Origin of the sequence: Caulobacter sp. AP07 (assembly GCF_000281955.1) — a bacterium.
In the GTDB taxonomy this organism is placed as follows: domain Bacteria; phylum Pseudomonadota; class Alphaproteobacteria; order Caulobacterales; family Caulobacteraceae; genus Caulobacter.
The window spans coordinates 1-25,121 of sequence record NZ_AKKF01000158.1; the positions used below are offsets into that span (position 1 = coordinate 1).

General features: G+C 66.6%; 18 protein-coding genes and 1 tRNA gene. 13 read left to right on the plus strand and 6 right to left on the minus strand.

Features of this window, described 5'->3' with window-relative positions; translation table 11 throughout:
* The 9 genes from coxB to thrC all read left to right on the plus strand — a co-directional run.
* A partial coding sequence (gene coxB / locus PMI01_RS13235) for a cytochrome c oxidase subunit II (protein WP_007669313.1) occupies positions 1-890 on the plus strand: 890 nt, incomplete at its 5' end.
* A 24-nt stretch (positions 891-914) separates the two neighbouring features.
* Positions 915-2,582, plus strand: a complete 1,668-nt coding sequence (gene ctaD, locus PMI01_RS13240) for a cytochrome c oxidase subunit I (RefSeq protein WP_007669315.1) — start codon at positions 915-917, stop codon at positions 2,580-2,582.
* Positions 2,583-2,679: 97 nt separating this feature from the next.
* Complete coding sequence (gene cyoE, locus PMI01_RS13245; protein WP_007669317.1) at positions 2,680-3,702, plus strand: heme o synthase; 1,023 nt, start codon at positions 2,680-2,682, stop codon at positions 3,700-3,702.
* Positions 3,699-3,851 carry a hypothetical protein gene (locus tag PMI01_RS27480; protein ID WP_007669320.1) on the plus strand — a complete coding sequence of 51 codons (153 nt, stop codon included), beginning with the start codon at positions 3,699-3,701 and terminating at the stop codon, positions 3,849-3,851. Before cyoE ends, PMI01_RS27480 begins: the two co-directional genes overlap by 4 nt.
* Before the next feature lie 106 nt (positions 3,852-3,957).
* Complete coding sequence (locus tag PMI01_RS13250; protein ID WP_238537057.1) at positions 3,958-4,503, plus strand: cytochrome c oxidase assembly protein; 546 nt, start codon at positions 3,958-3,960, stop codon at positions 4,501-4,503.
* A 131-nt stretch (positions 4,504-4,634) separates the two neighbouring features.
* Positions 4,635-5,507, plus strand: coding sequence for a cytochrome c oxidase subunit 3 (locus tag PMI01_RS13255; RefSeq protein WP_007669327.1), 873 nt, complete (start codon positions 4,635-4,637; stop codon positions 5,505-5,507).
* A gap of 132 nt (positions 5,508-5,639) precedes the next feature.
* A complete protein-coding gene (locus PMI01_RS13260; RefSeq protein ID WP_007669341.1) occupies positions 5,640-6,002 on the plus strand; it encodes a DUF983 domain-containing protein in 363 nt (120 codons plus the stop codon).
* Complete coding sequence (locus tag PMI01_RS13265) at positions 5,995-6,696, plus strand: SURF1 family protein (protein WP_007669344.1); 702 nt, start codon at positions 5,995-5,997, stop codon at positions 6,694-6,696. The genes PMI01_RS13260 and PMI01_RS13265 overlap by 8 nt, the downstream gene beginning before the upstream one ends.
* On the plus strand, positions 6,696-8,093 hold the full coding sequence (gene thrC, locus PMI01_RS13270; protein WP_007669347.1) for a threonine synthase: 1,398 nt from the start codon (positions 6,696-6,698) through the stop codon (positions 8,091-8,093). The genes PMI01_RS13265 and thrC overlap by 1 nt, the downstream gene beginning before the upstream one ends.
* 14 nt (positions 8,094-8,107) lie before the next feature.
* Here the strand turns inward: thrC and PMI01_RS13275 are convergent, their stop codons facing one another.
* Positions 8,108-8,455 carry a DUF7674 family protein gene (locus tag PMI01_RS13275; RefSeq protein ID WP_035036118.1) on the minus strand — a complete coding sequence of 116 codons (348 nt, stop codon included), beginning with the start codon at positions 8,453-8,455 and terminating at the stop codon, positions 8,108-8,110.
* A gap of 140 nt (positions 8,456-8,595) precedes the next feature.
* On the opposite strand from PMI01_RS13275, the gene PMI01_RS13280 reads away from it, so the two are divergent.
* Positions 8,596-9,867, plus strand: a complete 1,272-nt coding sequence (locus PMI01_RS13280; RefSeq protein WP_007669353.1) for a M16 family metallopeptidase — start codon at positions 8,596-8,598, stop codon at positions 9,865-9,867.
* Positions 9,868-9,933: 66 nt separating this feature from the next.
* On the opposite strand, the gene PMI01_RS13285 is transcribed toward PMI01_RS13280, so the two are convergent.
* Positions 9,934-11,217: a dicarboxylate/amino acid:cation symporter gene (locus PMI01_RS13285; RefSeq protein WP_162136391.1), complete on the minus strand. Its 1,284-nt coding sequence runs from the start codon at positions 11,215-11,217 to the stop codon at positions 9,934-9,936.
* Positions 11,218-11,318: 101 nt separating this feature from the next.
* Between PMI01_RS13285 and PMI01_RS13290 the strand changes: the two genes are divergently transcribed.
* Positions 11,319-11,395 (plus strand) — tRNA-Arg (locus PMI01_RS13290).
* Between the two features lie 250 nt (positions 11,396-11,645).
* On the opposite strand, the gene PMI01_RS13295 is transcribed toward PMI01_RS13290, so the two are convergent.
* Genes PMI01_RS13295 through PMI01_RS13305 form a run of 3 tightly spaced genes read right to left on the minus strand, consistent with a single transcriptional unit; the run spans position 11,646 to position 18,725 of the window.
* Positions 11,646-12,596 carry an HNH endonuclease gene (locus PMI01_RS13295; protein ID WP_007669359.1) on the minus strand — a complete coding sequence of 317 codons (951 nt, stop codon included), beginning with the start codon at positions 12,594-12,596 and terminating at the stop codon, positions 11,646-11,648.
* 2 nt (positions 12,597-12,598) lie between these two features.
* Positions 12,599-14,920, minus strand: coding sequence for an AAA family ATPase (locus PMI01_RS13300; protein WP_035036120.1), 2,322 nt, complete (start codon positions 14,918-14,920; stop codon positions 12,599-12,601).
* Positions 14,907-18,725 (minus strand): NACHT domain-containing protein, encoded by a 3,819-nt coding sequence (locus PMI01_RS13305; protein WP_007669363.1) that lies wholly within the window; start codon positions 18,723-18,725, stop codon positions 14,907-14,909. Before PMI01_RS13305 ends, PMI01_RS13300 begins: the two co-directional genes overlap by 14 nt.
* Before the next feature lie 450 nt (positions 18,726-19,175).
* Here PMI01_RS13305 and PMI01_RS13310 point away from each other — a divergent pair, with 450 nt between their 5' ends.
* Together PMI01_RS13310 and PMI01_RS13315 are read left to right on the plus strand one after the other, a co-directional pair.
* On the plus strand, positions 19,176-20,420 hold the full coding sequence (locus PMI01_RS13310) for a metallophosphoesterase family protein (protein WP_007669364.1): 1,245 nt from the start codon (positions 19,176-19,178) through the stop codon (positions 20,418-20,420).
* A complete protein-coding gene (locus PMI01_RS13315) occupies positions 20,417-23,911 on the plus strand; it encodes an ATP-binding protein (RefSeq protein ID WP_035036122.1) in 3,495 nt (1,164 codons plus the stop codon). Before PMI01_RS13310 ends, PMI01_RS13315 begins: the two co-directional genes overlap by 4 nt.
* 151 nt (positions 23,912-24,062) lie before the next feature.
* On the opposite strand, the gene PMI01_RS13320 is transcribed toward PMI01_RS13315, so the two are convergent.
* Positions 24,063-25,121, minus strand: a 1,059-nt coding sequence (locus PMI01_RS13320; RefSeq protein WP_007669368.1) for a ThiF family adenylyltransferase, incomplete at its 5' end; no start/stop codon positions are given.

A 25,121-nucleotide genomic window follows, 5' to 3' on the forward strand; every position in this document is an offset into this window, starting at 1 on the left:
CGGGCGTAGCCGCCGTCGCCGCCACGACGATGGTCCTTTCGGGGATGTTCGCGGGGCAAGCCCTCGCCAAGGGCGCCGAATTTCTGGGCCAACCGACGCCCGGGGCGATCGACCTGCAGCAGGCGGCCTCGCCCCTGAAGCATGAGGCGATCGCGTTCCACAACTTGATCCTGATGCCGATCATCACGGCCATCACCCTGCTGGTGCTGGGCCTGATCGTCTGGATCGCCATCCGCTACAATAAGAAGGCGAACCCGATCCCGGCCAAGTTCAGCCACAACACGACGATCGAGATCATCTGGACCGTGGTGCCGGTGCTGATCCTGATGGTCATCGCCATCTTCTCGTTCCGGCTGCTGTTCGCCTACAACGACATGCCCAAGCCCTACATGACCGTGAAGGCCACCGGCTATCAGTGGTACTGGGGCTACGAGTATCCCGACCAGAAGATCAGCGAGATCATCTCGACCCCGCTGAAGAAGGAAGAGGCCGACGCCAAGGGCGTGCCTTACCTGCTGGCGGCCAACACCCCGCTGGTGGTGCCGGTCAACCAGGTCGTCCGCGTCCAGGTGACCGCCGCCGACGTGATCCACGCCTTCGCCCTGCCGGCCTTTGGCCTGAAGACCGACGCCATCCCGGGCCGCCTGAACGAAACCTGGTTCAAGGCCGAGAAGGTCGGGACCTATTACGGCCAGTGCTCGGAACTGTGCGGCGTCGATCACTCGAACATGCCGATCGAGATCAAGGTGGTCAGCCAGGCCGATTTCGACGCCTGGGTGAAGTCCAAGACCGCGCCCGCTCCGGCCGCGACCGCCGCCGCCGCCACGGTCACGCCGGCCGCCGCCCCCGCTTCCGTTCCGGCCGCGGCTCCCGCCGCGCCGGCGGTCTAAGATACGATTGCAGGATTAAGTCCGATGGCTCACGCCGCTGACATCGATCACCACGACGCGTCACACGACGACGCCGACCACAAGCCGCCCTTCTTCCAGCGTTGGTTCGGTTCGACCAACCACAAGGACATCGGCACGCTCTACATCATCTTCGCCATCATGGCGGGGCTGGTCGGCGGCGCGCTGTCGGGCCTGATCCGCTGGGAACTGGCCGAGCCGGGCATCCAGATCTTCGGCCCCAACTCGTCGGTCAGCCTGCTGGGCCTCGTCGAGCAGTCCAAGCACGGCTACAACGCCGTGGTCACCGCCCACGCCCTGATCATGATCTTCTTCATGGTCATGCCGGCGATGATCGGCGGGTTCGGCAACTGGTTCGTGCCGATCATGATCGGCGCGCCGGACATGGCCTTCCCGCGGATGAACAACGTCTCGTTCTGGCTGCTGGTCGCCGCCTGGTGCCTGCTCTTGACCTCGATGTTCGTCGACGGCGGCCCGGGCAAGGGCTTCGGCGGCGGCTGGACGATCTATCCGCCGCTCTCGACCACCGGCCACACCGGACCGTCGATGGACCTGGCGATCCTGGCCCTCCACCTCGCGGGCGCCAGCTCGATTCTCGGCGCGATCAACTTCATCACCACGATCTTCAACATGCGCGCGCCGGGCATGACCCTGCACCGCATGCCGCTGTTCGCCTGGTCGGTGCTGATCACCGCCTTCCTGCTGCTGCTGTCGCTGCCCGTCCTGGCCGGCGCCATCACCATGCTGCTGACCGACCGCAACTTCGGCACCCACTTCTTCGACCCGGCCGCCGGCGGCGACCCCGTGATGTTCCAGCACCTGTTCTGGTTCTTCGGTCACCCGGAAGTGTACATCCTGATCCTGCCCGGCTTCGGCATCATCAGCCACATCGTCTCGACCTTCTCCAAGAAGCCGATCTTCGGCTACCTGGCGATGGCCTACGCCATGGTCGCCATCGGCTTCGTCGGCTTCATCGTGTGGGCCCACCACATGTACACCGTCGGCATGAGCATCAACCTGCGCGCCTATTTCGTGGCCGCCACGATGGTCATCGCGGTTCCGACCGGCGTGAAGATCTTCTCGTGGATCGCCACGATGTGGGGCGGTTCGATCAGCTTCAAGACGCCCATGCTGTGGGCGATCGGCTTCATCTTCCTGTTCACCGTCGGCGGCGTGACCGGCGTGGTCCTGTCGAACGCCGGCATCGACTACAGCCTGCACGACACCTACTACGTCGTCGCCCACTTCCACTACGTGCTGTCGCTGGGCGCCGTGTTCGCCATCTTCGCCGGCTTCTTCTACTGGTTCGAGAAGATGTGGGGCGTGAAGTACAACGAGTTCCTGGGCTGCGTGCAGTTCTGGATCATGTTCGTCGGCGTGAACCTGGTGTTCTTCCCGCAGCACTTCCTGGGCCTGCAGGGCATGCCGCGCCGCTATGTCGACTATCCGGTGGCCTTCTCGCACTGGAACTACGTCTCGTCGGTCGGCTATGCGATCACGGCCGTGGGCGTGGTGGTGTTCCTGGTGATCCTGGTCGAGGCCGCCATCCGTCGCCGCAAGGCCGAGGCCAATCCGTGGGGCGAAGGCGCCACCACCCTGGAATGGACCCTGTCCTCGCCGCCGCCGTTCCACCAGTTCAGCGATCCGCCGGTCATCAAGGCCGACAGCCACTGATCCTGGCGGTATAGACACACAAAGCGCGGGGGCGCGGGCCGGATGAAAATCCAGCCCGCGCCCTTCGCCCATCAAGACCTGAAGACCCTTAAGTAAAATGGCCCGTCCTACTGTCCTGACCCCCGACGACGAGGCGACCGCAACGGTCCGCCACGCCCGTTGGCAGGACTATTTCCAGCTGCTGAAGCCGCGGGTGATGTCGCTGGTGGTGTTCACGGCCCTGACCGGGCTGCTGGCCGCCCGCACGCCGATCCACCCGCTGCTGGGCGCGGTGGCGGTGTTCTGCATCGCCGTCGGGGCCGGGGCCTCGGGCGCGCTGAACATGTGGTACGACGCCGACATCGACGCCAAGATGCGCCGCACGCGCGGGCGCCCGGTGCCGGCCGGCCTGGTCAAGGGCGAGGAAGCCGCCACCCTGGGCGTGGTGCTGTCGCTGCTGTCGGTGATGCTGATGGGCATGGCGATCAACTGGCTGGCCGCCGGCCTGCTGGCCTTCACCATCGTGTTCTACGCCGTGGTCTACACCATGTGGCTCAAGCGCTGGACGGCCCAGAACATCGTCATCGGCGGGCTTGCCGGGGCGCTGCCGCCCGCGATCGGCTGGGCCGGGGCCACCGGCCACGCGCCGCTGAACGCCTGGCTGATGGTGCTGATCATCTTCCTGTGGACCCCGCCGCACTTCTGGGCCCTGTCGCTGTATATCAGCACCGACTACGCCAAGGCCGGCGTGCCGATGCTGCCGGTGGTCAAGGGGCCTAAGGAAACCCGCAAGCAGATCCTGCTCTACACCCTGCTGCTGATCCCGGTGTGCGTCGCCCCGGTGTTCACCGGCCTGGGCGGCCTGCTGTACCTGGCGGTGGCCGGGCTGGGCGGGCTGGTGTTCCTGACCTTGGCCTGGCGGGTGTTCCGCAGCACGGCCGGCGACGCCGCCGACCCGCGCCCCGCCGACCGCGACCTCTATGAGGTGGGCGAAGCCGCCGCCAAGCGTGGCAAGCCGGTGGGCGACGCCAAGCACGCCCGCAACCTGTTCGCCTTCTCGATCCTCTACCTGTTCGCCCTGTTCGCCGCCCTGCTGGCCGAGGCGGTGCTGGGCCTGAAAGTGCTGGAGCTGCCGCTATGACCGCACCCCGCAAGGACATCGACCCCGCCCACAAGGCGCGCGGCCTGCGAAACATCGCCCTGGGCCTGGGCCTGGCGGCCTTCGTGGTGCTGGTCTTCGTGGTCACCCTGGTGAAGCTGGGAGGCAACCTTGCCCAACCTCACTTCTAAGGACGCCGAGAGGATCGCGCGCGACAACCAGGCCGGGACCGGCCCCAAGCGCGAGAGCCGCCATCACGCCAAGGTCGCGGCCCTGTGCGGCCTCGCCTTCTTCGGCATGGTCGGCGCGGCCTACGCCGCCGTGCCGCTGTACAAGATGTTCTGCCAGGCCACCGGCTTCGACGGCACGGTGCGCAAGGCCGAGGCCAAGCCGACCCGGGTGCTGGACCGCAAGGTCAAGATCCGCTTCGACGCCAATGTCCGCAGCCTGCCCTGGGACTTCTCGACCGAGCAGGTCAGCCAGGACATCCGCATCGGCGACACCGGCCTGGCCTTCTTTAAGGTCACCAACAAGAGCGACAAGGCCCTGACCGGCCGGGCGATGTACAATGTCGTGCCCGAGCAGGCCGGCCCCTACTTCCAGAAGCTGGAATGCTTCTGCTTCACGAGCCAGACGATCGAGCCCGGCCAGACGGTCGAGTTCCCGGTTGTCTACTTCGTCGATCCCCAGTTCGCGGACGATCCGGAGACCAAGGGCAAGTCGGAGATCACCCTCTCCTACACCTTCTTCCCGGCCGTTCCCGAGGCGGGGGCGACGAAACAGGCGGCGACGACGCCGCGCATCGTTCAACCCCTTGGCGGCAAGCCGCCGACGGGGCTATAGCGTTTCACACATAGCGTGTCGGCGGGGGGACCTAGTCGGCAGGCTCGATAAGGTGAGAGCGTGATGGTCGCCGAAACCGGCTTCCACTTTCGGCTATCACGCTCTTGAGGGATTAAAGGGTTAGCACGCACATGGCCCACGGCGCCGTCAAACACGACTATCACATCCTGCCCCCCAGCCCCTGGCCGTTCGTCGGGTCGCTGTCGGCCACGCTGATGGCCATCGGCCTGATCGCCTGGATCAAGGGCGGCGTCTTCGGCATCGAGAAGGGCCAGTGGTGGCTGTTCGCGACCGGCGTCGCCGGCGTGCTCTACACCTTCTTCGGCTGGTGGCGCGACGTGGTGAAGGAAGCCAACGCCGGCGACCACACCCCGGTCGTCTCGATCGGCCTGCGCTACGGCATGGTGCTGTTCATCGCTTCGGAAGTGATGTTCTTCGTGGCGTGGTTCTGGATCTTCTTCGAGATGGCCCTGTTCCATCACCACCGCACCCTGTCGGGCATCGAGGAAGTCCGCACGGCCTGGGCCACCTGGCCGCCGGCCGGCGTCGAGGCCGTGTCGCCGTGGCACCTGCCGCTGGTCAACACCCTGACCCTGCTGCTGTCGGGCACGACCATCACGTGGTCGCACCACGCCCTGCAGCAAGGCGACCGCCAGGGCGCCAAGTGGGGCCTGATCCTGACCATCCTGCTCGGCGCGCTGTTCACGACGATCCAGATCTACGAATACGCCCACATCAACCACGAGCACCTGTTCTACTCGGAAGCGGCCGCCAATTCGGGCCTCTACGGCTCGACCTTCTTCCTGGCCACCGGCTTCCACGGCTTCCACGTGTTCGTCGGCACCTTGTTCCTGATCGTCTGCCTGATCCGGCTGATGAACGGCGCCTTCACCCCCAAGCAGCACTTCGGCTTCGAAGCGGCCGCCTGGTACTGGCACTTCGTCGACGTGGTCTGGCTGTTCCTGTTCGCCTTCGTCTACGTGATCTTCGGGGCCTCCCACTAGATCGAAAGACCTCCAGAGGCCCGGAACGCCGACCAGCGTTCCGGGCCTTTTTCGTTTCAGGATTGGGGACAGGCACATGTGCCTGTCCCCGTCCGTTTCCCTGACGACCGTGGGAAGGTGTAAGGAAGCCCAATGGCTAGCGTGAACCCCTACCTCGCCGGCGCGACCGGCCGTTGCCCCAACTGCGGCGAGGGGATGCTGTTCGACGGGTTCCTGAAGGTGGCCAAGGGCTGCGAGGCCTGCGGCTTCGACCTGGGCGCCCACGAGACCGGCGACGGCGCGGCCACCTTCGTGATCCTGATCGCCGGCTTCCTGTGCGCCTTCGGGGCGCTGTTCACGATGTTCGCCTTCAGCTGGCCGGTCTGGCTGCTGCTGCTGGTCTGGCTGCCCCTGACCCTGGTCGCCTGCCTGGGGCTGATGCGCCCGGCCAAGGGCCTGATGGTCGCCGCCCATATCGCCAACCACGCCTCCGAGGCCGGCCGCCACGATGTCTGACGCTGCTTCGCCACGAGACGGGGGCCCGAAGGACCGCCGCTTTCCGATCGGCCTGACGATCGCCACCCTGATCGCCTTCGCCATCCTGATCGGCCTGGGCGCCTGGCAGATCAAGCGCCTGGCCTGGAAGCAGGACCTGCTGGCCCGCATCGAGGTGCTGAAGACCGCGCCCGCCCAGCCGCTGGCCACGGCCCTGGCGAACGCCAAGGGCCGGGACCTGACCTGGACCCGCGTCTCGGTCGAGTGCGCGCCGGCCCAGCCCGAGACCCTGCCGCTGGTCTACGGCATCCGCGACGGCGACATCGTCTGGCGCGCCACCGCCCCGTGCCGGACCTCGGCGACCGGTTACGGCCTAGTCCTGCTGGACCTCGGCGTGGTCAAGGCCTTGACCGGCCAGTCCGCGCCCGCGCCGGTCGCCCTGGCCGCTCCCGCCCAGGCCGTCGGCGTTCTGATGTCGCCCAAGCAACTGGGCGGCGACCGCGAGGCCACGGTCCGGAAGTTCGCCGCCGAAAGGCCCGCGCCCTACATCCTGATGGTCGAGACCGCGACCCCCGTTCCGCCCGGCGTCACCCCCGCGCCGCTGCCGGCAGAAATTTCCAATCGGCACCTCGAATACGCCCTGACGTGGTTCGGTCTTGCCGTGACCCTGCTGTTTATCTATGCCGCCATGCTCTGGCGGAAGATGAGATCCTGATGCGCTATGTCTCCACCCGGGGTGACGCCCCGTCGATCGGTTTCCTGGAAGCGGTGCTGGCCGGGCTCGCGCCCGACGGCGGCCTCTACGTGCCCGAGCGCTGGCCGACTTTCACGCCGGAAGAGATCGCCGCCTTCGCCGGCCAGCCCTACGCCAAGGTTGCTGCGGCGGTGATCGGCAAGTTCGTCGGCGACGACCTGCCCGCCGACGACCTGGCCGAGATGTGCGACGAGGCCTATGCCAGCTTCGCCCACGCCGCCGTCGCGCCGCTGAAGCAACTGGCGCCCGGCCGCCACCTGCTGGAGCTGTTCCACGGTCCGACCCTGGCCTTCAAGGACGTGGCGATGCAGCTCTTGGGGCGGCTCTACGACTACGTGCTGTCGCGCCAGTCGCGGACCATGACCATCATCTGCGCCACCTCGGGCGACACCGGCGGCGCGGCCGTCGAGGCCTTCCGCGGCCGCTCCAACGCCCGCATCGTGGCGCTGTTCCCCGAGGGCCGGATCAGCGAGGTCCAGCGCCGGTTCATGACCACGGCCACCGATAAGAACGTCGCCTGCGTCTCGATCCAGGGCTCGTTCGACGACTGCCAGGCCATCGTCAAGCAGGCCTTCTCGGACGACCAGTTCCGCCACGCGGTCGACCTGTCGGGCGTCAACTCGATCAACTGGGCGCGGATCGCCGCCCAGAGCGTCTATTTCTTCACCGCCGCCGTGGCCCTGGGCGCCCCGGCCCGCAAGGTGGCCTTCGTGGTGCCGACCGGCAATTTCGGCGACGCCTACGCCGCCTATGTCGCCAGCCGCATGGGCCTGCCGATCGCCCGGATCATCGCCGCCACCAATTCCAACGACATTCTGGCGCGGGCCTTCGAGGAAGGCCGCTACGCGCGCGGCGCCGTCGCCGCCACCCAGAGCCCGGCCATGGACATCCAGGTGGCCAGCAATTTCGAGCGCCTCTATTTCGAGGCCGTCGGTCGCGACGGGGTCGAGACGGGCCGGGCGTTCCGGGCCTTCGGCAACACCGGCGTGCTCGACATCCCGCCCAGCGCGCACGGCAAGATGCGCGAGCTGTTCCAGGGCGCGTCGGTCAGCGAGGCCGACACCGCCAAGACCATCCTGTCGACCCTCAACGAGACCGGTGAGGTCATCGACCCGCACACCGCCGTCGGCGTGGCCGCCGCCAACCTCCTGCGCCTGGCCGATCCGGCCACGCCGGTCGTGGTGCTGTCGACCGCCCATCCGGCCAAGTTCCCCGAGGCCGTGCTGGCCGCCGCCGGCCTGACCCCGGCCACCCCGCGCGCCACGCCGGACCTGTCCAAGAAACCCGAAAAGTTTGACCGCCTGCCGGCCGACGCCGAGACGGTGAAGGCGTTTGTCCGGGTGTTTGCGGCGAGCTGAGGCCTCGGCCAGGCTCAGACGGTGTCGGCCCAAAAGCCCAGCTTTGGGCCGAACCGTCCCCGGACCTGCTCCAGCGCGCCCGTGGCCTTCAGCATTTCCAGGAAGCCGACACAGATCAGGTTGGTGACGTGTTCGTCGCCGTCCAACGCGTCTTCCAGCGCGGCGAATATGCGATCCAGGGTCTCCGAGGCGTCTGGAGCGTCTCGCATGAGTGCGACGTGGTGAGCGAGATCGCCCAGATACACGTACTCCAGCACTTGGCCATCGACTTCCAGGCGCTCGGCCTTCATCCCGGCGAAGGTTGGATCGGCTCTGGCCAGCGCTTCGAGAAGGAGACGCTCCGGTAGTTGAAGGCTTTGCATAAGGTGAAGTTAGCCGCCCTTCAGGGGCGTTCGCAATGGAGCCGCGAGGAGCAGCGGGGCGAACTTGGAGGTCCGAGAAGGCGCTTGGTCGTACGCGACACTCTGGCGTCACCGCGCAGCCCCCGCTATGCGAGGGGGATATGACAAATTCCGCCACCCTCCACACCCTCGAAAACGGCGTCCGCGTCGTCTGCGATCCCATGCCCGGTCTCGAGACCGTCGCCCTGTCGGTCGTCGCCGGGCGCGGCGCGGCCTATGAGGATCCCGCCCGGTCGGGCTGGTCGCACCTGCTCGAGCACATGGTGTTCAAGGGCGCTGGGCCCCGCTCCTCGCGCGACATCGTCGAGGTGATCGAGGCCCAGGGCGGCTCGATCAACGCCGCCACCGGCTATGAGCGCACCAGTTTCCAGGTCCGCGCCCTGAAGGGCGGGCTGGACCTGGGCATGGCGGTGCTGGCCGACCTGGTCCTGCGTCCCACCCTCGACGAGGCCGACCTGGCCCGCGAGAAGCAGGTGGTGGCCCAGGAGATCGCCGAGGCCGCCGACGCCCCCGACGACTACGTCTTCGACCTGGTCCAGGCCGCCGCCTGGGGCGAGCATCCGCTGGCCCGGCCGATCCTCGGCACGGTCGACAGCGTCAACGCCGCCACCGTCGAGGGGCTGTCGCACTGGCGCGGGGCGCTCTACGCCGCCGACCGGCTGATCGTCAGCGCCACCGGCGCGGTCGAGGTCGACGAGGTGCTCGACCTGGCGCGTCGCGAATTCGGGTCGATGCCCGCCGCGCCCGGCGTCCCGAATTTCGCGGTCCCCGCCTTCGTGGGCGGCCGCAAGAGCCAGGCCCGCAAGCTGGAGCAGGTCCAGCTGGTGTTCATGCTGCCGGCCGTCAGCGCCCGCCAGGACGACTATTTCGCCCTGCGGATCTTCGCCGAGGCCCTGGGCGGCGGGATGTCGTCGCGATTGTTCCAGGAAGCCCGCGAGAAGCGCGGCCTCGCCTACAATATCGACGCCTATGCCGACACCTATGCCGACGCCGGGGCCCTGGGGGTCTATGCCGGCTGCGCGGCCGGCGACGCGGCCGAGACGGCCAAGATCTGCGCCGAGCAGATCGTCGGCCTGGCCGGGAAGATCGAGGACGCCGAACTGGCCCGCGCCAAGGCGCAGCTGAAGGCCCACATGTTCATGGCTCGCGAGCAGCCGTTGTCGCGCGCCGAACAGGCGGCCGGCCAGGCCCTGATGTTCGACCGGCTCTACACGCCGGGCGAGCTGGCCGCCGCCGTCGACGCGGTGACCCCCGACCACCTGCGTCGCCTGGGCCAGGTGATCCTCGGCTCCGGCAAGGCCGCCAGCGCCATCCTCGGCGCCAAGGCGGCGCTGAAGGCCGGCGAAGCGTTCGAGCGGACGCTGATCGGCTAGCGCATTTTCGAGCGAAGCGGCTTCCGGTTCGCGTGAGCCCCGGCCTGATGCAATCAGGACGGGGCTCTAGGCGGCGGCCTCTTCGAGGTCGTCGACCGGCGGAGCGTTGGGGCCGCGGTCCAGCTCCCGCGCCAACTGCTCGCGGTCCAGGGCGCCTTCCCAGCGGGCCACGACCAGGGTCGCCACGCCGTTGCCGACGAAGTTGGTCAGCGCCCGGCACTCGCTCATGAAGCGGTCGACCCCGACCAGCACCGCCAGGGCGGCGATCGGGATGTCGGGGACCACGGCCAGGGTGGCGGCCAGGGTGATGAAGCCGGCCCCGGTCACGCCGCTGGCCCCCTTGGAGGTCAGCATGGCCACGCCCAGCAGGGCCGCCATCTGGCCGAAGCTCAGATGGGTGTTGGTCGCCTGGGCCAGGAACAGGGTGGCCAGGGTCATGTAGATGTTGGTGCCGTCGAGGTTGAAGCTGTAGCCGGTGGGCACCACCAGGCCGACCACCGACTTCCTGGCGCCCAGTCGCTCCATCTTCTCGATCAGCTGCGGCAGGGCCGATTCCGACGAGCTGGTGCCCAGCACGATCAGCAGCTCCTCGCGGATATAGGCCAGGAACTTGAGGATCGAGAAGCCGCTGAGCCAGGCGATCGCCCCCAGCACCACCAGCACGAACAGCAGGGCGGTGACGTAGAAGGTGGCCACCAGCGCGCCCAGCTGCACCAGGCTGGCCAGGCCGTACTTGCCGATGGTGAAGCCCATGGCCCCGAACGCCCCCAGGGGCGCCAGCCTGACCACCACATGGATGATGCCGAAGAACAGCTTGGCCATGTCCTCCATGGCCGAGGCCGCCCGGTCGCCGAACGGCCCCAGCCGCGTGCAGGCGAAGCCGGTCATGATGGCGACCACCAGCACCTGCAGCAGGTTGCCCTCGGCGAACGCCCCGAAGAAGGTCTCGGGGATCAGGTGCAGCAGGTAGGGGACCAGCCCCTCGCCGTGATGGGCTTTTTCCAGGTAGCCGGCGGCGATCTTCGGATCCAGGGTGGCGGGATCGATGTTGAAGCCGTGGCCCGGATGCAGGACGTGGCCGACCACCAGGCCGACGAACAGGGCCAGGGTCGAGACCACCTCGAAATAGATCAGGGCCTTCACGCCCACCCGCCCGAACGCCTTGATGTCGCCCATCCGGGCGATGCCGCCGGCCACGGTCAGGAAGATCACCGGGGCGATGACCAGCTTGACCAGCTTGATGAACGCGTCGCCCAGCGGCTTCAGCTCGACCCCGACCTTCGGCCAGATCGCCCCGACGACCACGCCCAGGGCGATGGCGATCAGGACCTGGACGTACAGCGTCCGCAGATGTCGAAACACGCCCATTCGATTCCCCTCGCCCCACGCGCTCGCCTTGGGGTTCGCATCCCCGGAAACTTGCGCTATTGACCCGGACGCCCGCGCGAAGCGGCCCGGTAGCTCAGCAGGATAGAGCAGCGCTTTCCTAAAGCGAAGGTCAGGGGTTCGAGTCCCTTCCGGGCCGCCAGCGAGATGTGGGGCCAACCTAACGCCGGCAGGTTGCCAACCTAAGGCTGGCAAAAATGCAAATCATTAGCATCGTACTTTCACGTGCTTTGGCCCGCTTGCGTCGCCAGAACGGCAAAGCTTGGATAGCGGGGCGATCACCGCGCATCCGCGATCGGCCTATCTGATGAGCGGCCGCGGGCAGCGACTAGCAGCACAGCATCCCGCCGGTGGATGCGCTGCCCGGCGACCTTCAGGACGGCGCGCGCTCCCTAGGCGGGCGACGCCAGGCGCGCCATGAAGTCGTCCAGCCAGGCGCTGGCCATCGATGCATAGAGCGCCTCGTCCCGCGTGAAGGCTTTCATTTGGGCCAGCGTCTGATTTCGCATGGCGAGTAGCCGGGTCAATGCCGCCTCTTGAGGGTTCGCCGCGTCCGCCTGCCCCTCGAGCTCCTCGATCGTCGCGGAAAGCTCGATCACCGTATCACCCAGGAATTCCAGGTTCCTAAGCACTCGTGTTCGATCTTCGACCAGCCGTTGTCGATTAAGACCGTAGACTTGGATCGAGGCGGCCCCGCGTTGCTGTTGCGAGACGTTGCCCGTGGGCACGATAAGGCCGGCGGGATGGGCGGGATCGAAGCTGTAGGCCAGGCTCGTGGCGGGATCATCCTGGCAGGGGTTCAAAAGCAGCGCATGTTCGCCGCTAAAGTCGCCGGCTTCGGCCTGGGCACGCACGCCGGTCGCCGCCAGGGGGAAACTGTCTTTCTTGCCCGCCTGGCTGACCGCTCGCTTGGAGGTCTTGGCCAGGGTCGCAAGGCTCGTGGACGGGGCGACCAGCACCTGGCCGCGCTTTCGATTGCAGTCGATGCAGCTGGGAAGAAGATTTTCCCAGCTCATGGCGATCCACCAATATCCGCCATGACCCGGCTCGTCGGCCACGCCCCCTTTGGGCCGATAGTGCTCGACATCGACGGGCGCCGCGGCCGCGTAGAAGGTCTCGCAGTAGGCGCATTTGCCGTGGAACAGCGCTTCAAGGGCCAGACGCACGTCGTCGCCCTTGTAGGCGGTGTAGGTGAAGGTCTTCTTCTTGTTCTTGCCGTCCGTGCGCGGTGGAGCGGGCGGGGCGTTACGAAACGCCCTGGCCGCGACCAATTCGTCAGGGCCAGCGCCTCCGGGCTGGAGCGAGGCTGGGACATCGACGGCGGCGCGATCAACACGGCGCATCTTCAGAGCGCCTGTAGCGCGGCGAGGATGTCGGCCTTGGCCTTGTCGCGAAGCCGGTGAAGGGTTTGGCTGCTGGCCTCGTGGCGCTGCTCAAGATAGGTCGCTACGGCTTCTTGCACCATGCGATGCACTTCACTTGACCCGACGGGCAGAGCGCTGGCGATGTCCTGCTCGAAGTCGTCGAGGATCTTGCCGTCGGCTGGGGAGAGCGCGTCGCGGCGGCGCGCGGCGATCAAATCGCCGATGTGCGCAAGCCGCCGATCAGCGGCCGCATCGTCCGACGACAGGAGCTGGAAGAAATCGCTGGTCAGCAGCTGCTCGACACGCAAATCGGCGACGTTGGGCAGGTTTTCCATGCGCTCGACGAGAATGGGCAGCTGACTCTCGTGGCCGCTATCCACGGTCGCCACGCGTTGCAGCACCTCCACCTCGCCTTCGCCCATGCCCCGCAAGCACAACGGATCGTGTGTGGTGACGACGAAGGTCATGCGCGGCAAGGCCGTCCGGAGGCTGGTCATGACCTGGACCTTCCAACGCGGATGCAGGTGGGCTTCGATTTCGTCGATCAGCACCACGCCTTGGGCCGTTTGGAAGTTTTCGAAGCCTTCGTAGACCCGCTCGTCAAGCAAGCCCCGCATGATGTCGCAGAGCATCGCCAACATCGATCTGTATCCGGACGAAACCGCGTGCAGCGGCGTCTTGCTGTAGCGGATCACTCCGTCGGGCTCGGTCACTGACGTGACCACGCGCAGATGCTTGACGCCGCGCTTGCGCTCGATGACGTCGAAGTCGCCTTCGATCGACAGGAGGTCCCGCAGCGACCGGACAACCATGTCGAACGCTTCCTTGCTCAGCGACTTGAGCCAAGGTTCGGGGTTGGAGAGCGGGCTGGCATCGAAGAGGTTGCGCACGTGCTTGTGCGCCGCGGGCCGAAGAGCGCGCCTCGAATACCGACGAAACGCGCCATAAGCGAACACCGGCACCTGGTGATTGCCCAGCTCGCTGCTCACCGACGGACCGTTGTCGTTGATCGTGAGTTTTACCGATTGCCCCGTCGCTAGGCGGATCGACACGGTCGCGCGGCGATCGTCATGCCCTTGCTCAAGGCCCAGTTGCGAGGGATCGAGGATGAAGTCTGGCCAAGTCAAATCCAGGGCGCCACGGGCGGCCGGCGTGGTAAGGCTGAGCGCCATCGCTTCCAGGATCGAACTCTTGCCCGTCGCGTTCTCGCCGAGAATGACCAGGGAGGGGGTCACGAACGAAGCGCCCTCCTCCGGCCTGATCTCTCCGGTGCTCAGGTTCAGCTCCAGATGCTCGATCGCCTTGAAGTTCTGGATTTCAACACGGGTGATGGGCGCGCGTACTGAGTAGACCGCGCCAAGGCTCCACTGCCGCGCCCGCACTGAGGTGTCCTCGAGCGCCACGGCCTCAAGCGCCGTGTTGAAGCCGGCGGCGGCCCTCTCTTGGGCCGCCAGTCTCAAGAAGAACCTGAAGATATTGGCGCGCGAGGTGCTCCACCGGACCTCCAGAAGCTTGGCGATCCGCAAGGCTATGCGACGAAGCAGCAAAAACCAGGTCCCGCCAAACTCCATGTCCGCGAAGTCAAAGAGCGACGCCTGGACCGTCCGCTCCTCCTCCGGTTCCCGCTCGGCTTGCGCCAGGAAGGCTCCAAGCGCTTGGAGGCGCTTTTGATAGGCCTGATAGCGCTGATGACGCCGTTCGGCGCGATTGAGGTCGAAGACCGCGATCGTGTGCTCAGCCTTGGATGAACTTGCGATCAGCTCTCCATCGAGCTTTGGCGCCAAGTGCTGCTCGAAATTGCGAACCTGGACCGGATCGAGCAGGAGGGGGTCTTCGTCACCGGGCGGGTGCGTGTTCCACCGTCCATCGGCCCGGTCGACGTAGGCATCGACCTGGCTGATCGAGGGCAACCTGGCGCGCTTGCCTCCGACCGGAAACTGCGGCTCGGTCGGGATGCAGGTTCCGCAGATCGGCAAGAGGTTCTGCCACGCATCGGCCAGCCACAGATAATAGAGGTGAGGCGTCTTGGAGCGCCCCACCGGCAAGGCGTTTCCGATCGGCCTGAACCGATGGACAAACAACGTATCGCGCGCCTCGCAGAAGGCGCATCGCCCCCCGCTCATCGAAGAGAGCGCGGCGACCAGGCGCCCGTCATCGGCGGCGAACCCGAGCGAAGGCGGGCTGGTCTGCGCGCGACGGAGCGGTTCCAGCCTCCAGTAGGTTTGCAAGCGACGACGCGACCCGGTCGCCTCCTTGGACCGCAAGATCGGGGGCGCCGCGTCGGGGCGTTCAAGCTGCCGCATCGGGTCGCCCCCCCAAGGCCGCGGCCGCTTCGAACCGGTGGGCCAGATCGGCGATGTCGGCGACCGGCCAGCTTGGCAGATCCCCGTCGACCTCGGCCCGACGATAGGCTTGCGTGCTCATGTATTTGCGGAAACGCGGCTCCGGATGGGCATGCGCCAACTGCTTGATCGTGCGGTAGGTCAGCTCCCCCCGGATCCCAGACAGCAGGCTGAACAGCCGCTCGCGAGCCTCCTGGGCGCCGTCGCGCAGCGTCGGCGAATAGACCCCGGTTCCGGCGCGTTCGATGTCGTCGTCGACCCGCACGGCCTGGTGGACCAACACATAGAGATCCTTGAGATAGGACGGCGTTTTGAAGCCACCGAAGACCGGACTGACGTTGCGTCGATCGCCGATCAGCGCCACGCAAAGTTGGGCGCCAAACACATCGGGTCGCTCCAGGCGCCCGCTGTCAAACAAGCGTTGAAGCGCCAGGATCGCCCGGGCCGGATCGGCGTCGATGCGCAGGGCATGCCAGATCGGAGCCTGGTCGGCGGGTGTGCCGGCATCCTCCAGCTTTCGCACGGCCAGATCGGCCAGATCCGCGGCCGCTACACCGCCGCCCATCATGATCGTTCGGCAATGGTCCAGCGCCTGGGTATTGGGCGCATGGTTGTTGCGCAGCCAGTCCAGGATCAACGGACCGAGCGCGCCGTAAGCCCAAGCGCCGAAATAGACCAGCTTGTCCAGGATGTAGTGCATGGGCTCATCGGCGGGACTGTTGTCCAGCTCCCAGCACACTTCTCGCCATAGGAAATTGCGCGTCGCGACAGGCCTGGCCCGATAGAGGGATTCAAACCAGCGCGGGAAGCCATTCAGTTCCCAAAGGCCGTAGCGCGCCGCCCTAGCCGCGTCCTTGCTCGACAGGTGCGCCGCGCCCGTCCCATCGCCAAGCTCGATATCGAGCCCGGCCATGGCGAAGATCAGGGCGTAGGGGGTGGACCGGGTGTTGGCCCCCTCCGAGGCGACCCCTGGTTTGAAGCGGCGCCAAAAGCCGACCGCGCCGTCGCGGTAAGCTTCCGCGACCTCTATCCCGAACTCCGGGATCAAATGCCGCCAATCGGCCCCTTGCGCCCTACTCCTTCGCAGGCCCTCGCCTTCGATGATCCTGAGGAGGTTGTACTGGCCACCGCTGAAGGCACCCGGCTTGAGGCCCGGTGGATGGCGGATGTCTTGTGGCGCGGCCACGATCTTGGCGACGAAGTCGGCGCGGGCGCGCAAGTCCCTGACTTCCCGGCGCCGCTTCTTCTGCCGGCGCTCCTGCCTGCTGACGCGGTGGCGCTCCAGGTCGGCAACCGGGGGCGGATCGAGCTTGAGGCTCAAGGTCGCCTGCAACGCGCTGTCGCCGGCAACCGCCGCACGAAGCTGGTCCAGCAAGCGGTCGGGCTTGCCCGCCTCCTGATAGGTTCGAACCGTGCGCGCCAGGGCGACAAGACGATCGTCCGGCAAGGCCCGCGTGCGGATCCAACCGAGGGTGCGCGGAAAGCTAGTTTCGTCGAACCTCCAGTAGTGCCCGATCCAGGTGACCGGCCAGTCGTCGATGATCACTTCGTCCGGGGCCGAAAGGCCCGCCCGCCGCTCGGCTACGGTCCACCAGAACAGCGCGTCATTGAGCGCGGGCCAGGTCGGCACGAGGTCGGCGATCACCGACTTGCGCTCCTCGAAGTCGTGGTCTCCCCAGTGCTTCAGCAACGCCGAGGCCGCAAGGACGGTCAGGGCCACGTCCGAGAGCGCCGTGGGGGCGCGCGCGATCACCAGTATCTCCAGACCGTGGAGCGCCGGCCCCATCAGCCAAGCGTTGTCTGTGGAGACCTTGCATTCCCGGCGCTCGACATAGGGTTCCTGCGCCAGCAGCCCGGCCAGGCCCGACACCAAACGAAAGACGCAATCGCACGCCTGCGCCGTGAGAGACGAAAGCCGCTGGATGAATTGGTGCAGAGCGCTTTCAAGCCCCGTGGCTTCGTAACGTTCGCGCGGCTGCGACCGCGCCAGCGACGCCAGGATCAAATCGACCGACTGGGCGTTGGCCGGCGCATACTCGATGAGCTCGGCCAAAAGCCGCCGGGGCAGCGCGGCGGGGTCATTGTTCAACGCTTGCCAGAGCGAGGCGAACGCGGAGGGCTCGACCAGGCTGCCGATGGCGCGGATCGACACCAGACGTGCGTAGATTCCTCGCGCCGCATCCGTCGCGACGCTTCTGAGATCGGGCAGGCAACGATGCATCCGGCCCTGCCAGACCAGGCGGCCCAGCACGAATATCGCATCGTCATTGTGCAGGTGCCGGCGCACCAGCGCGAGCGTCTGATCCTCCAGGTCCGGTTGGGCGATGCGCGCGATCTCGGCGTTGTCGAGGCCTTGCAAGCCAAATTGCGGCTCGATGATCTGAGCGATGAGCGCGGCCAGCATGGCGCTTCGCGTCTCAAGGGGCAGCAACGCGGCGTCGCCGCCTTCGACGGCGACCTCGGGGTGCTGGGCCAGGGTCAGATCGCGGATTTGCGCGTCAAGCAGGATCAGCCAGGGCAGGACCGGCCGCAGGCGCGGCCCCAGGGTCGTCTCGCCATACTGGCTGCGGAAGATCATCGCCTGTATTTCGTGACGCCGCAGATCGCTGGTCAGCTGCGCCTTGAGCCAGGACGCCGCCAGCAGCTCGCGGATTTCTCGATGGCGGAAGCGCACTTGGCCGTAGATCGGCTCGCTGAAGAGGCCCGTGCCGAGCAAGCTTGTGATGGCTTGGGCGCTCCAGCCCGGCAAGAGAGGTCCGACATCCACCCCTTGAGCGCCGCTCGCGCCCGGGAGCCGGAAATTGACCTGCCCGCTCAGAAGCGTCGTGATCGCCAGCAACTGCGCGGCCTTCAGGGCCTGGGCGGCGCTGGGCGCGCCGTCCGTGTCATCAAATCCGCGCAGATGGCGGCGGACGCCGTCCTGGAGCACCTCCAGTCGCGTGGCGAAGTCGGCATGATCGATCCAGCGGCCGATCAACTCCTGCAGGTCAAAAGGCATTCGCGCCAGCGGGAGCAAGGCGGTGCGTTTGAGGGCTTCAAGAAACTGCGCCCCGTCGCGCACGCCGCGCGCCTCGGCGAAGAAGCGGATTTCAGCCTCTTGGAGCGGCGCCAGCATGTAGAGGTCCACCAGGGCCGGGCGATCCTTCGTGCCGGGAGCGGACGCCGTGGTCTCGAAGTCGGTTTCCACCGCGGCGAAGTCGTCGCCTTCCTCCTCCCCGCCGCCGACGGCTTCCTGTCTGTCGGCTTGGAGCGGGAGCACCTCTTCGATCAAGGCGCGATCAAGCGCCGCGCGCCAGGCATAAGGCCGGCTTGAAATGAACACGTGGGCCCTGTGGCGGGCATCACGGATCGATGCTGCGAAGGTTCGGATCGCGCGCTCAAAGGCGCGCGGATCGGTCAGGCGAACCTCATCGACGGAGTCCAGGAAGAACCAGGCCTCGCCGGTTCCCGCAAGCCAGGCGTCGAACGCGCCGGCAGAGCCGATTTCGAAGGCGCCGGCGAAATCCTGATCGATGTCCTCGATGCGAATGAAAAACGCGGGCCGATCGTCAGCGACGACCCGTTCGGCGGCCAACCTCAATTCGTAGGTCTTGCCGGCTCCGGCTTCGGCGAGAATGACGACCCGATACTGGCCAAGCAGCTCGTCCCACCCCTTTTGCTCCCCGGACAACAGGACGCTCCAGGTTTCGTCAAACTCGAAGTCGCTGGTCTGATAGGCGGCCGGGACTGTCGAGAATTTTCGCGACAACGGAACATAGCGGTTCATTGAAACATCTTTAGCGGCCTGCCGAGCGCGTACCCTGCGAACATCACTGCCTCCACTGAGGCAAGGGCCGGCGCGAAGCACCACCTACCCAACTGTGCCGCTAGACGGCAGCATAGCCAAGCTCTTCATTCAACGTGGGATCGCAATCCGAAGCCAAACTCCACCAATTTTCGGTGCCCTTTCGGCCGCGCGCCCTAACGTCCGTTTTTGTCGTGGGCTTTACTCATATTGGGGCGGTCAACAGGAGACGATCCATGGCCACTCAACCCAAGCACCCCATCTACATCCTCGCTGGAGACGACCTCCCAGAACTCACTCCAGGCGCCTTACTCTATCTTACGCGGGCGCGCGGCGCGGGCGAACGCCGCAGGCCAGCACTGCGTCGCTAAACGCAAAGGTTGATATCGGGCCGTCCCAAGCTAAGCTAAGTTGAAGTTTCGGGGGCAACCGATGGACTTCAGATTTCTGCACGCAGCAGATCTTCATCTCGATAGTCCGTTGCGAGGGCTCTCTGTCTATGAGGGTGTGCCCGCCGACCTCGTCCGCACCGCTACCCGCGGCGCCCTCGATAACCTAGTCGAACACGCCATCAGCGAAGAGGTCGCGTTCGTGATCTTGGCCGGCGATCTGTATGACGGGAGCTGGGAGGCCTTCGCGACGGGGCTCTATTTCTGCAAGGCGATGGGCCGGCTCGAGCGCGCAGGGATCGCCGTCTATCTCCTTTATGGGAATCACGACGCCGAATCCCACCTCACAAGCCAACTGCCTTTGCCGGCCAATGTGAAGGTGTTCTCTAAAAAGGCGGCGCAGACCTACGAACACCCCGCCACCGGAGCCGTGCTGCACGGCCACAGCTATGCGGCCCGCGATCCCGGCGGCGACCTCGTGCCGGGCTACCCTGCACCGAAGGCCGGCGCATTCAATATCGGCGTGCTGCACACCGCCCTCACTGGCGACCGCGGCCATGATCCGTACGCGCCCTGCACCCCCGATCAGCTGGCGGCCAAGGGCTATGACTACTGGGCTCTGGGTCATGTGCACGGGTTCGAGGTGGTGCGCCGTGATCCGCCCATCGTGTTTCCTGGTAACCTGCAGGGCCGGCACATTCGCGAGACGGGTCCCAAGGGCGCGGCCCTGATCAGCGTCAGTGAGGGACAGGTCACCGGAGTAGAGCATGTAGCGCTTGATGTCGTGCGATGGGTGCTGGCCGAGGTGGACATAGGGACGGCTGGCGAGGCAGGCGAGGTCTTCGAGGCCGTGAGCGCTACACTCAAGACCGCGCTGACGCAGGCTGACGGCCGGCCGCTCATGGCTCGCGTCCGCTTCTCTGGGGAAAGCCCGCTCCACGCCCAGTTCGCCGCCGACCGGCGTGCCTTGCGCGAAGGGGTTCGGGCCGTGGCGATGGGGATCTCGGATCAGGTCTGGATCGAAAAGGTAGACCTTGCGAGCCGCGACTTAGGCACGGTTGCGACTGGATCGGACGAGTTCGAGGCCATCCTAACTGAACTGGCGCTCGATCCAAGAATGGAGGCCGACCTCGCGCGGGACCTCGCGGATTTTATCGCAAAGGCGCCCGCCGAGTTGGACGCGGAACTGGCTTGGCTCGAAAGGGCTCGTGCGGGGACTCTCGCTCCGCTCCTTGCCGAAGCGGCAACTACACTCAGGGCGCGGCTCGGAATGGAGGCGGTGCCGTGAGACTGCGCCGACTTCAGCTGATCAAATACGGTCGGTTCGAGGACTGTCGACTCGAATTCCCGCCCGCCACCTGCGACCTGCACATGATCGTCGGCCCCAACGAAGCGGGCAAGTCGACGACCTTGGCGGCGGTAGGCGACCTGCTTTTCGGGTTTCCTCACCGGACAGCCTTTGATTTTCAGTTCGATCGCCAGTTGCTTCGGATCGGGGCGGTGATCGAGACGGAGGCTGGTTCACTCGAAGTGAGGCGTCGCAAGGGCACCACGGACACGCTTCTGGGTCCAGACGATCGTCCCCTCGGAGACGCGGCAATTGCGCCCATGCTTGGCGGGCAGACCCGCGCGACATTCGAGCGGATGTTCGGCCTCGACCAGGCGCGCTTAAGGGCCGGTGGTCAGGCAATGCTCGACGCCAGCGACAACGCAGGCCACGCCATCTTCGCGGCGGGCTCCGGTCTCCTGGGTGTTTCGCGCCTCTGCGATGCTCTTGAGGACGAGGCTAAAGAAATCTGGACCAACCGCGCCGGAGGCGCGCGCCGCTATCACCAGGCGGCAGCCGCCTATCACGATGCCCGCGTGAGAATGCGGGAAGCAGAGGTGCGTACCTACAAGTGGACCGAAGCCCGTCGCGCTTTCGCCGCGTCGGAGGAACAGCTGGAGTTGCTGCGGCGCGAGCGCGCCGAGGTTGCGCTGCATCTTCGATCGGTAGAGCGCAAACGGCGGGTTCTGGCCTCGGTGTCTCGTCGCGCCTTGCTGGAAGTCGAAATCGAGCGTCAGCCGGCTGGACTTGATCTAGCGTTCGCGGATGAGACGAGACTGGAAGAGGCGGTCGAAACCCGCGACCGCGCGGCGGCGGATATCGCTGCGGCCGAGCGAGACGTTGGCCTCCTAGCGTCGGAGTTGGAGCAAGCCGAGCCGCGCACCGACGTCCTCGCGCTGATGGACGAGATTGAAGCCTTGCGCGACGCCAAGGCCTCTGTGGAGGAGGCGCGATCCGCTCGCCCCGGCCTAGCGGCTCAACTTGCGGCAAAGCGGCTCCGACTGAGCGCGCTTGCTGTCGAGATCGGTTGGCCGGCGGATGAACCTAGCGCGATGAAAGGCCGTCTGCCGGGCCGGCCTGCGCTCGCAGAACTCGAAGACTTGATCGCCCGTCGTGGCGGCATTGAAGAGCAGCTCCGTGCTACGCGCGAAGCCCTGACGGAGGCCAAGGATGCCGTATCGCGCCTGGGCGTACAGGTTGCAGCCTTCCCGGCGCCGGAAGATATGGGGCCCTTGCAGGAGCTCCTTCGCGACCTAGTCCCTCGCGCGCTGCCAGAGGCGACGACACGAGCGGCCGCAGAGTTAGCGCAGTTGGAGGGTGTCCTCGCCGCGCGCCTGAGATCGCTCTCGCCCTGGACGGGCGATGCAGCGGCGCTGCGTGCGCTGCAGCTTCCGGCGGACGAAGATGTTGATCATCTGGCCGAGCAGCTGGATGCCCTGGCGTCAACGCTCGAGGAAGCTGCTTCGGACTGCACGCGCGAGGCGGAATTGCTGCAGCAGCTCGAGCTTGAGCGGCGCCAGCGCACACTTGAGCACCCCGCACCCAGTGTTGAGGATCTTGCGAGCGCGCGCTTCGCGCGACAGGAGGCGTGGACCCCTCTGAGGACCCATCTCGCTGGCGGCCAGCCCGTGCCGTCGGCCGATGCGGCCATATCGATTTTCGAGAAGAGCCTCGACGTTACTGACGAACTTGCCGACGCCCGTTTTGTCGGAGCTGAGCACGCCGGTGGTCTCGCCGCGTTGGAGCGCGAGATTGAAAAGACTGAGCTTCGCTTGGCTCAGGCCACGTCGCGGCGCGACGAAGCACAAGAAAGGTTGGCGAGAGTCGCCGCCGAGTTCGACGCCTTGGTGCGCGCGATTGCGCCTGGTCTGACCCACCGGTCTATTTACGGCTGGCGCGATGCGGTCGCTGAGGCGCTTGAGGTCGCTAACGGTCGCGACGCAGCCGCCGGAAATCACCAGGCCGCCCTGAAGGCGGAAGCTGACGCAAGCGCCGCTCTTCACGCTCTGCTTGGCCAGGTTGGCGGGCTTTCGACGCTCACCAAGTCGTTGGCCTATGGCCAGCGCCAGATGGACCTTATGCGGACGGCGCAAAGTCAGTTTGAGGCCGCCCGGATCCAGCTGGAAAGCGCGCGGGCAGCCGAGGCAAAGGCATCGACGCGCGCTCTCGCCGCAGAGCAGGTGGATGATGCTTGGCGCTCGGCATGGGCACCGGCGATCCTGCAGGCGAGCCTCCCTTCCGAAACCGGCCTCGCCGCGGCCCGCGCTCGGCTGAAACTCATCGAAGAGGTTCGCAGCGAGGTCGACGACATGCTGGATCTTGAAATCCAGCTATCCGACGTCGAGGCCCGGGTCGGCGGGCACGATGCTCGGACCCAGGCAGCAGTGACGCGGCTGGGCTTGCAGGCAGGTCCGCACGACCAAATGTCGAGCCTGCACGCCGAAGCGGAGCGGGCGGCGCGGCTGGCCGACCGGTCCACAGATCTCAAGGCACGCCTGGAAGTGGCCCGCGGCCGACTCACAGATTCTCAAGGGCTGTTGGCCGCGGCAGAAACGGTCCTCAAACCCCTACTTAGCGCCGCGCCGCAAGGCGATGCCTCGGCGCTCCGCGAATTGCTTAGGCAGGCCCGCGAGTTGCGCCGGCTTCGGGAGGAGCGCCGCAAGGCGGAGGCCGATATCGTCGAGTCGGGTGACGGGCACAGTCTGGAGGGCCTGATCGTGGAGGTCGAGGGTACGAACCCAGACGATCTGGCCACCGAGGCCCAGGCCCTATCCGAGCGGATGGATGATCTGAACATGCGGGTCGAAACGCAGAGCGCGGCTCGGCAACGAATGGAAGCCGCCTTCCAGGCAATTGATGACGGCCCGCAGGCTGCGGCTGCCGCGTCCGACATGGCGCAGGCGCGCAGCGAGATGGTCGAGCAGGCCGACCTCTACATGCGCAAGCGTGCCGAGATTCGTCTATTGCGGGCTGGCGTCGAGAGGTATCGAAAGGAGAAGCAGGCACCGCTCCTGGCGCGCGCGTCCGATCTGTTCAACATCCTCACTCTGGGCGCGTTTTCGGGCCTGTTGGTTGAGTATGACGGCGACGTGCCGAAGCTGTTGGGGGTTCGCGCCGACGGCGCGGCGGTAACGCCGGTGGATGGCATGAGCGAGGGCACGGTGGATCAGCTCTTCCTGGCGCTGCGAGTAGCGGCGATCGAAGACGCCGTGGACCAGGGCGCGCGCCTGCCCTTTCTGGCGGACGACCTCTTCGTCAACTACGACGATGAGCGCGCGGCGGCCGGCTTCAAGGTTCTGGGTGATCTCGCCGCCAAGACCCAGGTGCTTTTTTTCACTCACCACCCACACCTGAAGGCGGTGGCCACAGATGCCCTCAGTCCGTTGAAGGTCTCTTTCTGCAACTTTGAATCGAAGATGGCGCTCGAAGACGCTGACGCACGGGTGGATTGAGGAGGTATTTGGGTGGTGTTGTCGCCAGGTCGCGCCGTCTCCGGTCGCGACGCCCTTTCTTTCGGAAGAGCGTACAAGGTCTTCGTAGTGCAGCAGCCGAGGCATATTCAAGTGCGGCCCCGGCTGCCGCATATGGACAGAATGTAGGCGTCTAGGCAGCTTCCTTCGCCGACCGGCTAGCCTCGCAGTCGACCGGGCAGGACGGGTTAGGCGTCACGCCCAAGCCGGAATACGCCCATCCCTCAGGGCGCAGAGGCGAGAAGAAGGTTTGCGCGTTCGGCTCGGGCGAGCCGTGCAAGTCGCGCAACCAACGCACCACCAGCAGCAACCCCGCCCAGAAGGACACGAACGCCACGGTGGGGATCGCGCCCGTCGGCGCGGCGGCTTGCGGATGGAGGCAGCCGGCGCAAGGGCCCTGCGGCCGATGTTCCGAAACCTGAACGGAAAAACCCGCCGTCGCGCCCACCCCCATCCACCCGGGCCCGGTCGCCTGGGCCACCCAACGGGACGGAATGTCGTCCACGCCGATCAAGACCGTGGACGCTAACGGCTCACCGGCCACAAGGCGGATCGGACGCGGCTTGAAGCCCACGGACCCGATCGCCATGGCAGCCAGATCATCCACCTTAAGCGCTCCCGCCCGCGACCGCCTGAGCAGGGCGTTGCGGTTGAGGTTCGTCAGGTCGCTGCGATCGTTGTCGAGGACGCCGATCTGGCCATGCACGCCCGGGACCCGCAACAGCGCGAAGGCGACGGCGTTGCCAATGGCGCCGCCGCTCACCAGATCGGCCGCTGGCAGGAGGCCTTGATGGAAGGCCCCCTCCGGCGCGAGGTCGATCCGGCAGGGCGAGGCTGGCGCGAAGCCAGCGTCGTAGTGCTGGGGCGAAGGCGCGTGGTCCCTCAGCTTGCGCATCGCGCACTTGAAGGCCTCCGCAGCCGCCATGGCGCCCGCCGCCATCGCTCCGAACGGCAGGTCCCCTCCGGACCAACCGCGCGGCTCGCCGTCCAGGCTGGCCCAGCCGTCTCCGGCGTCGAGCGCGATGCGCTGGCCCGCCGCGCCTTCCCACACGCCCACGCCCAGTTGGACGACGAGATCGACACCACCGGCCGGCGCGCCCAGACGAATGTCGCGATCCGGCAGCAGGTCATCACCCAGGTCCGCCAGACCCGCCAGCAGCCACCCACCTCGCAGCGGCGGTTGGGGGGCCGC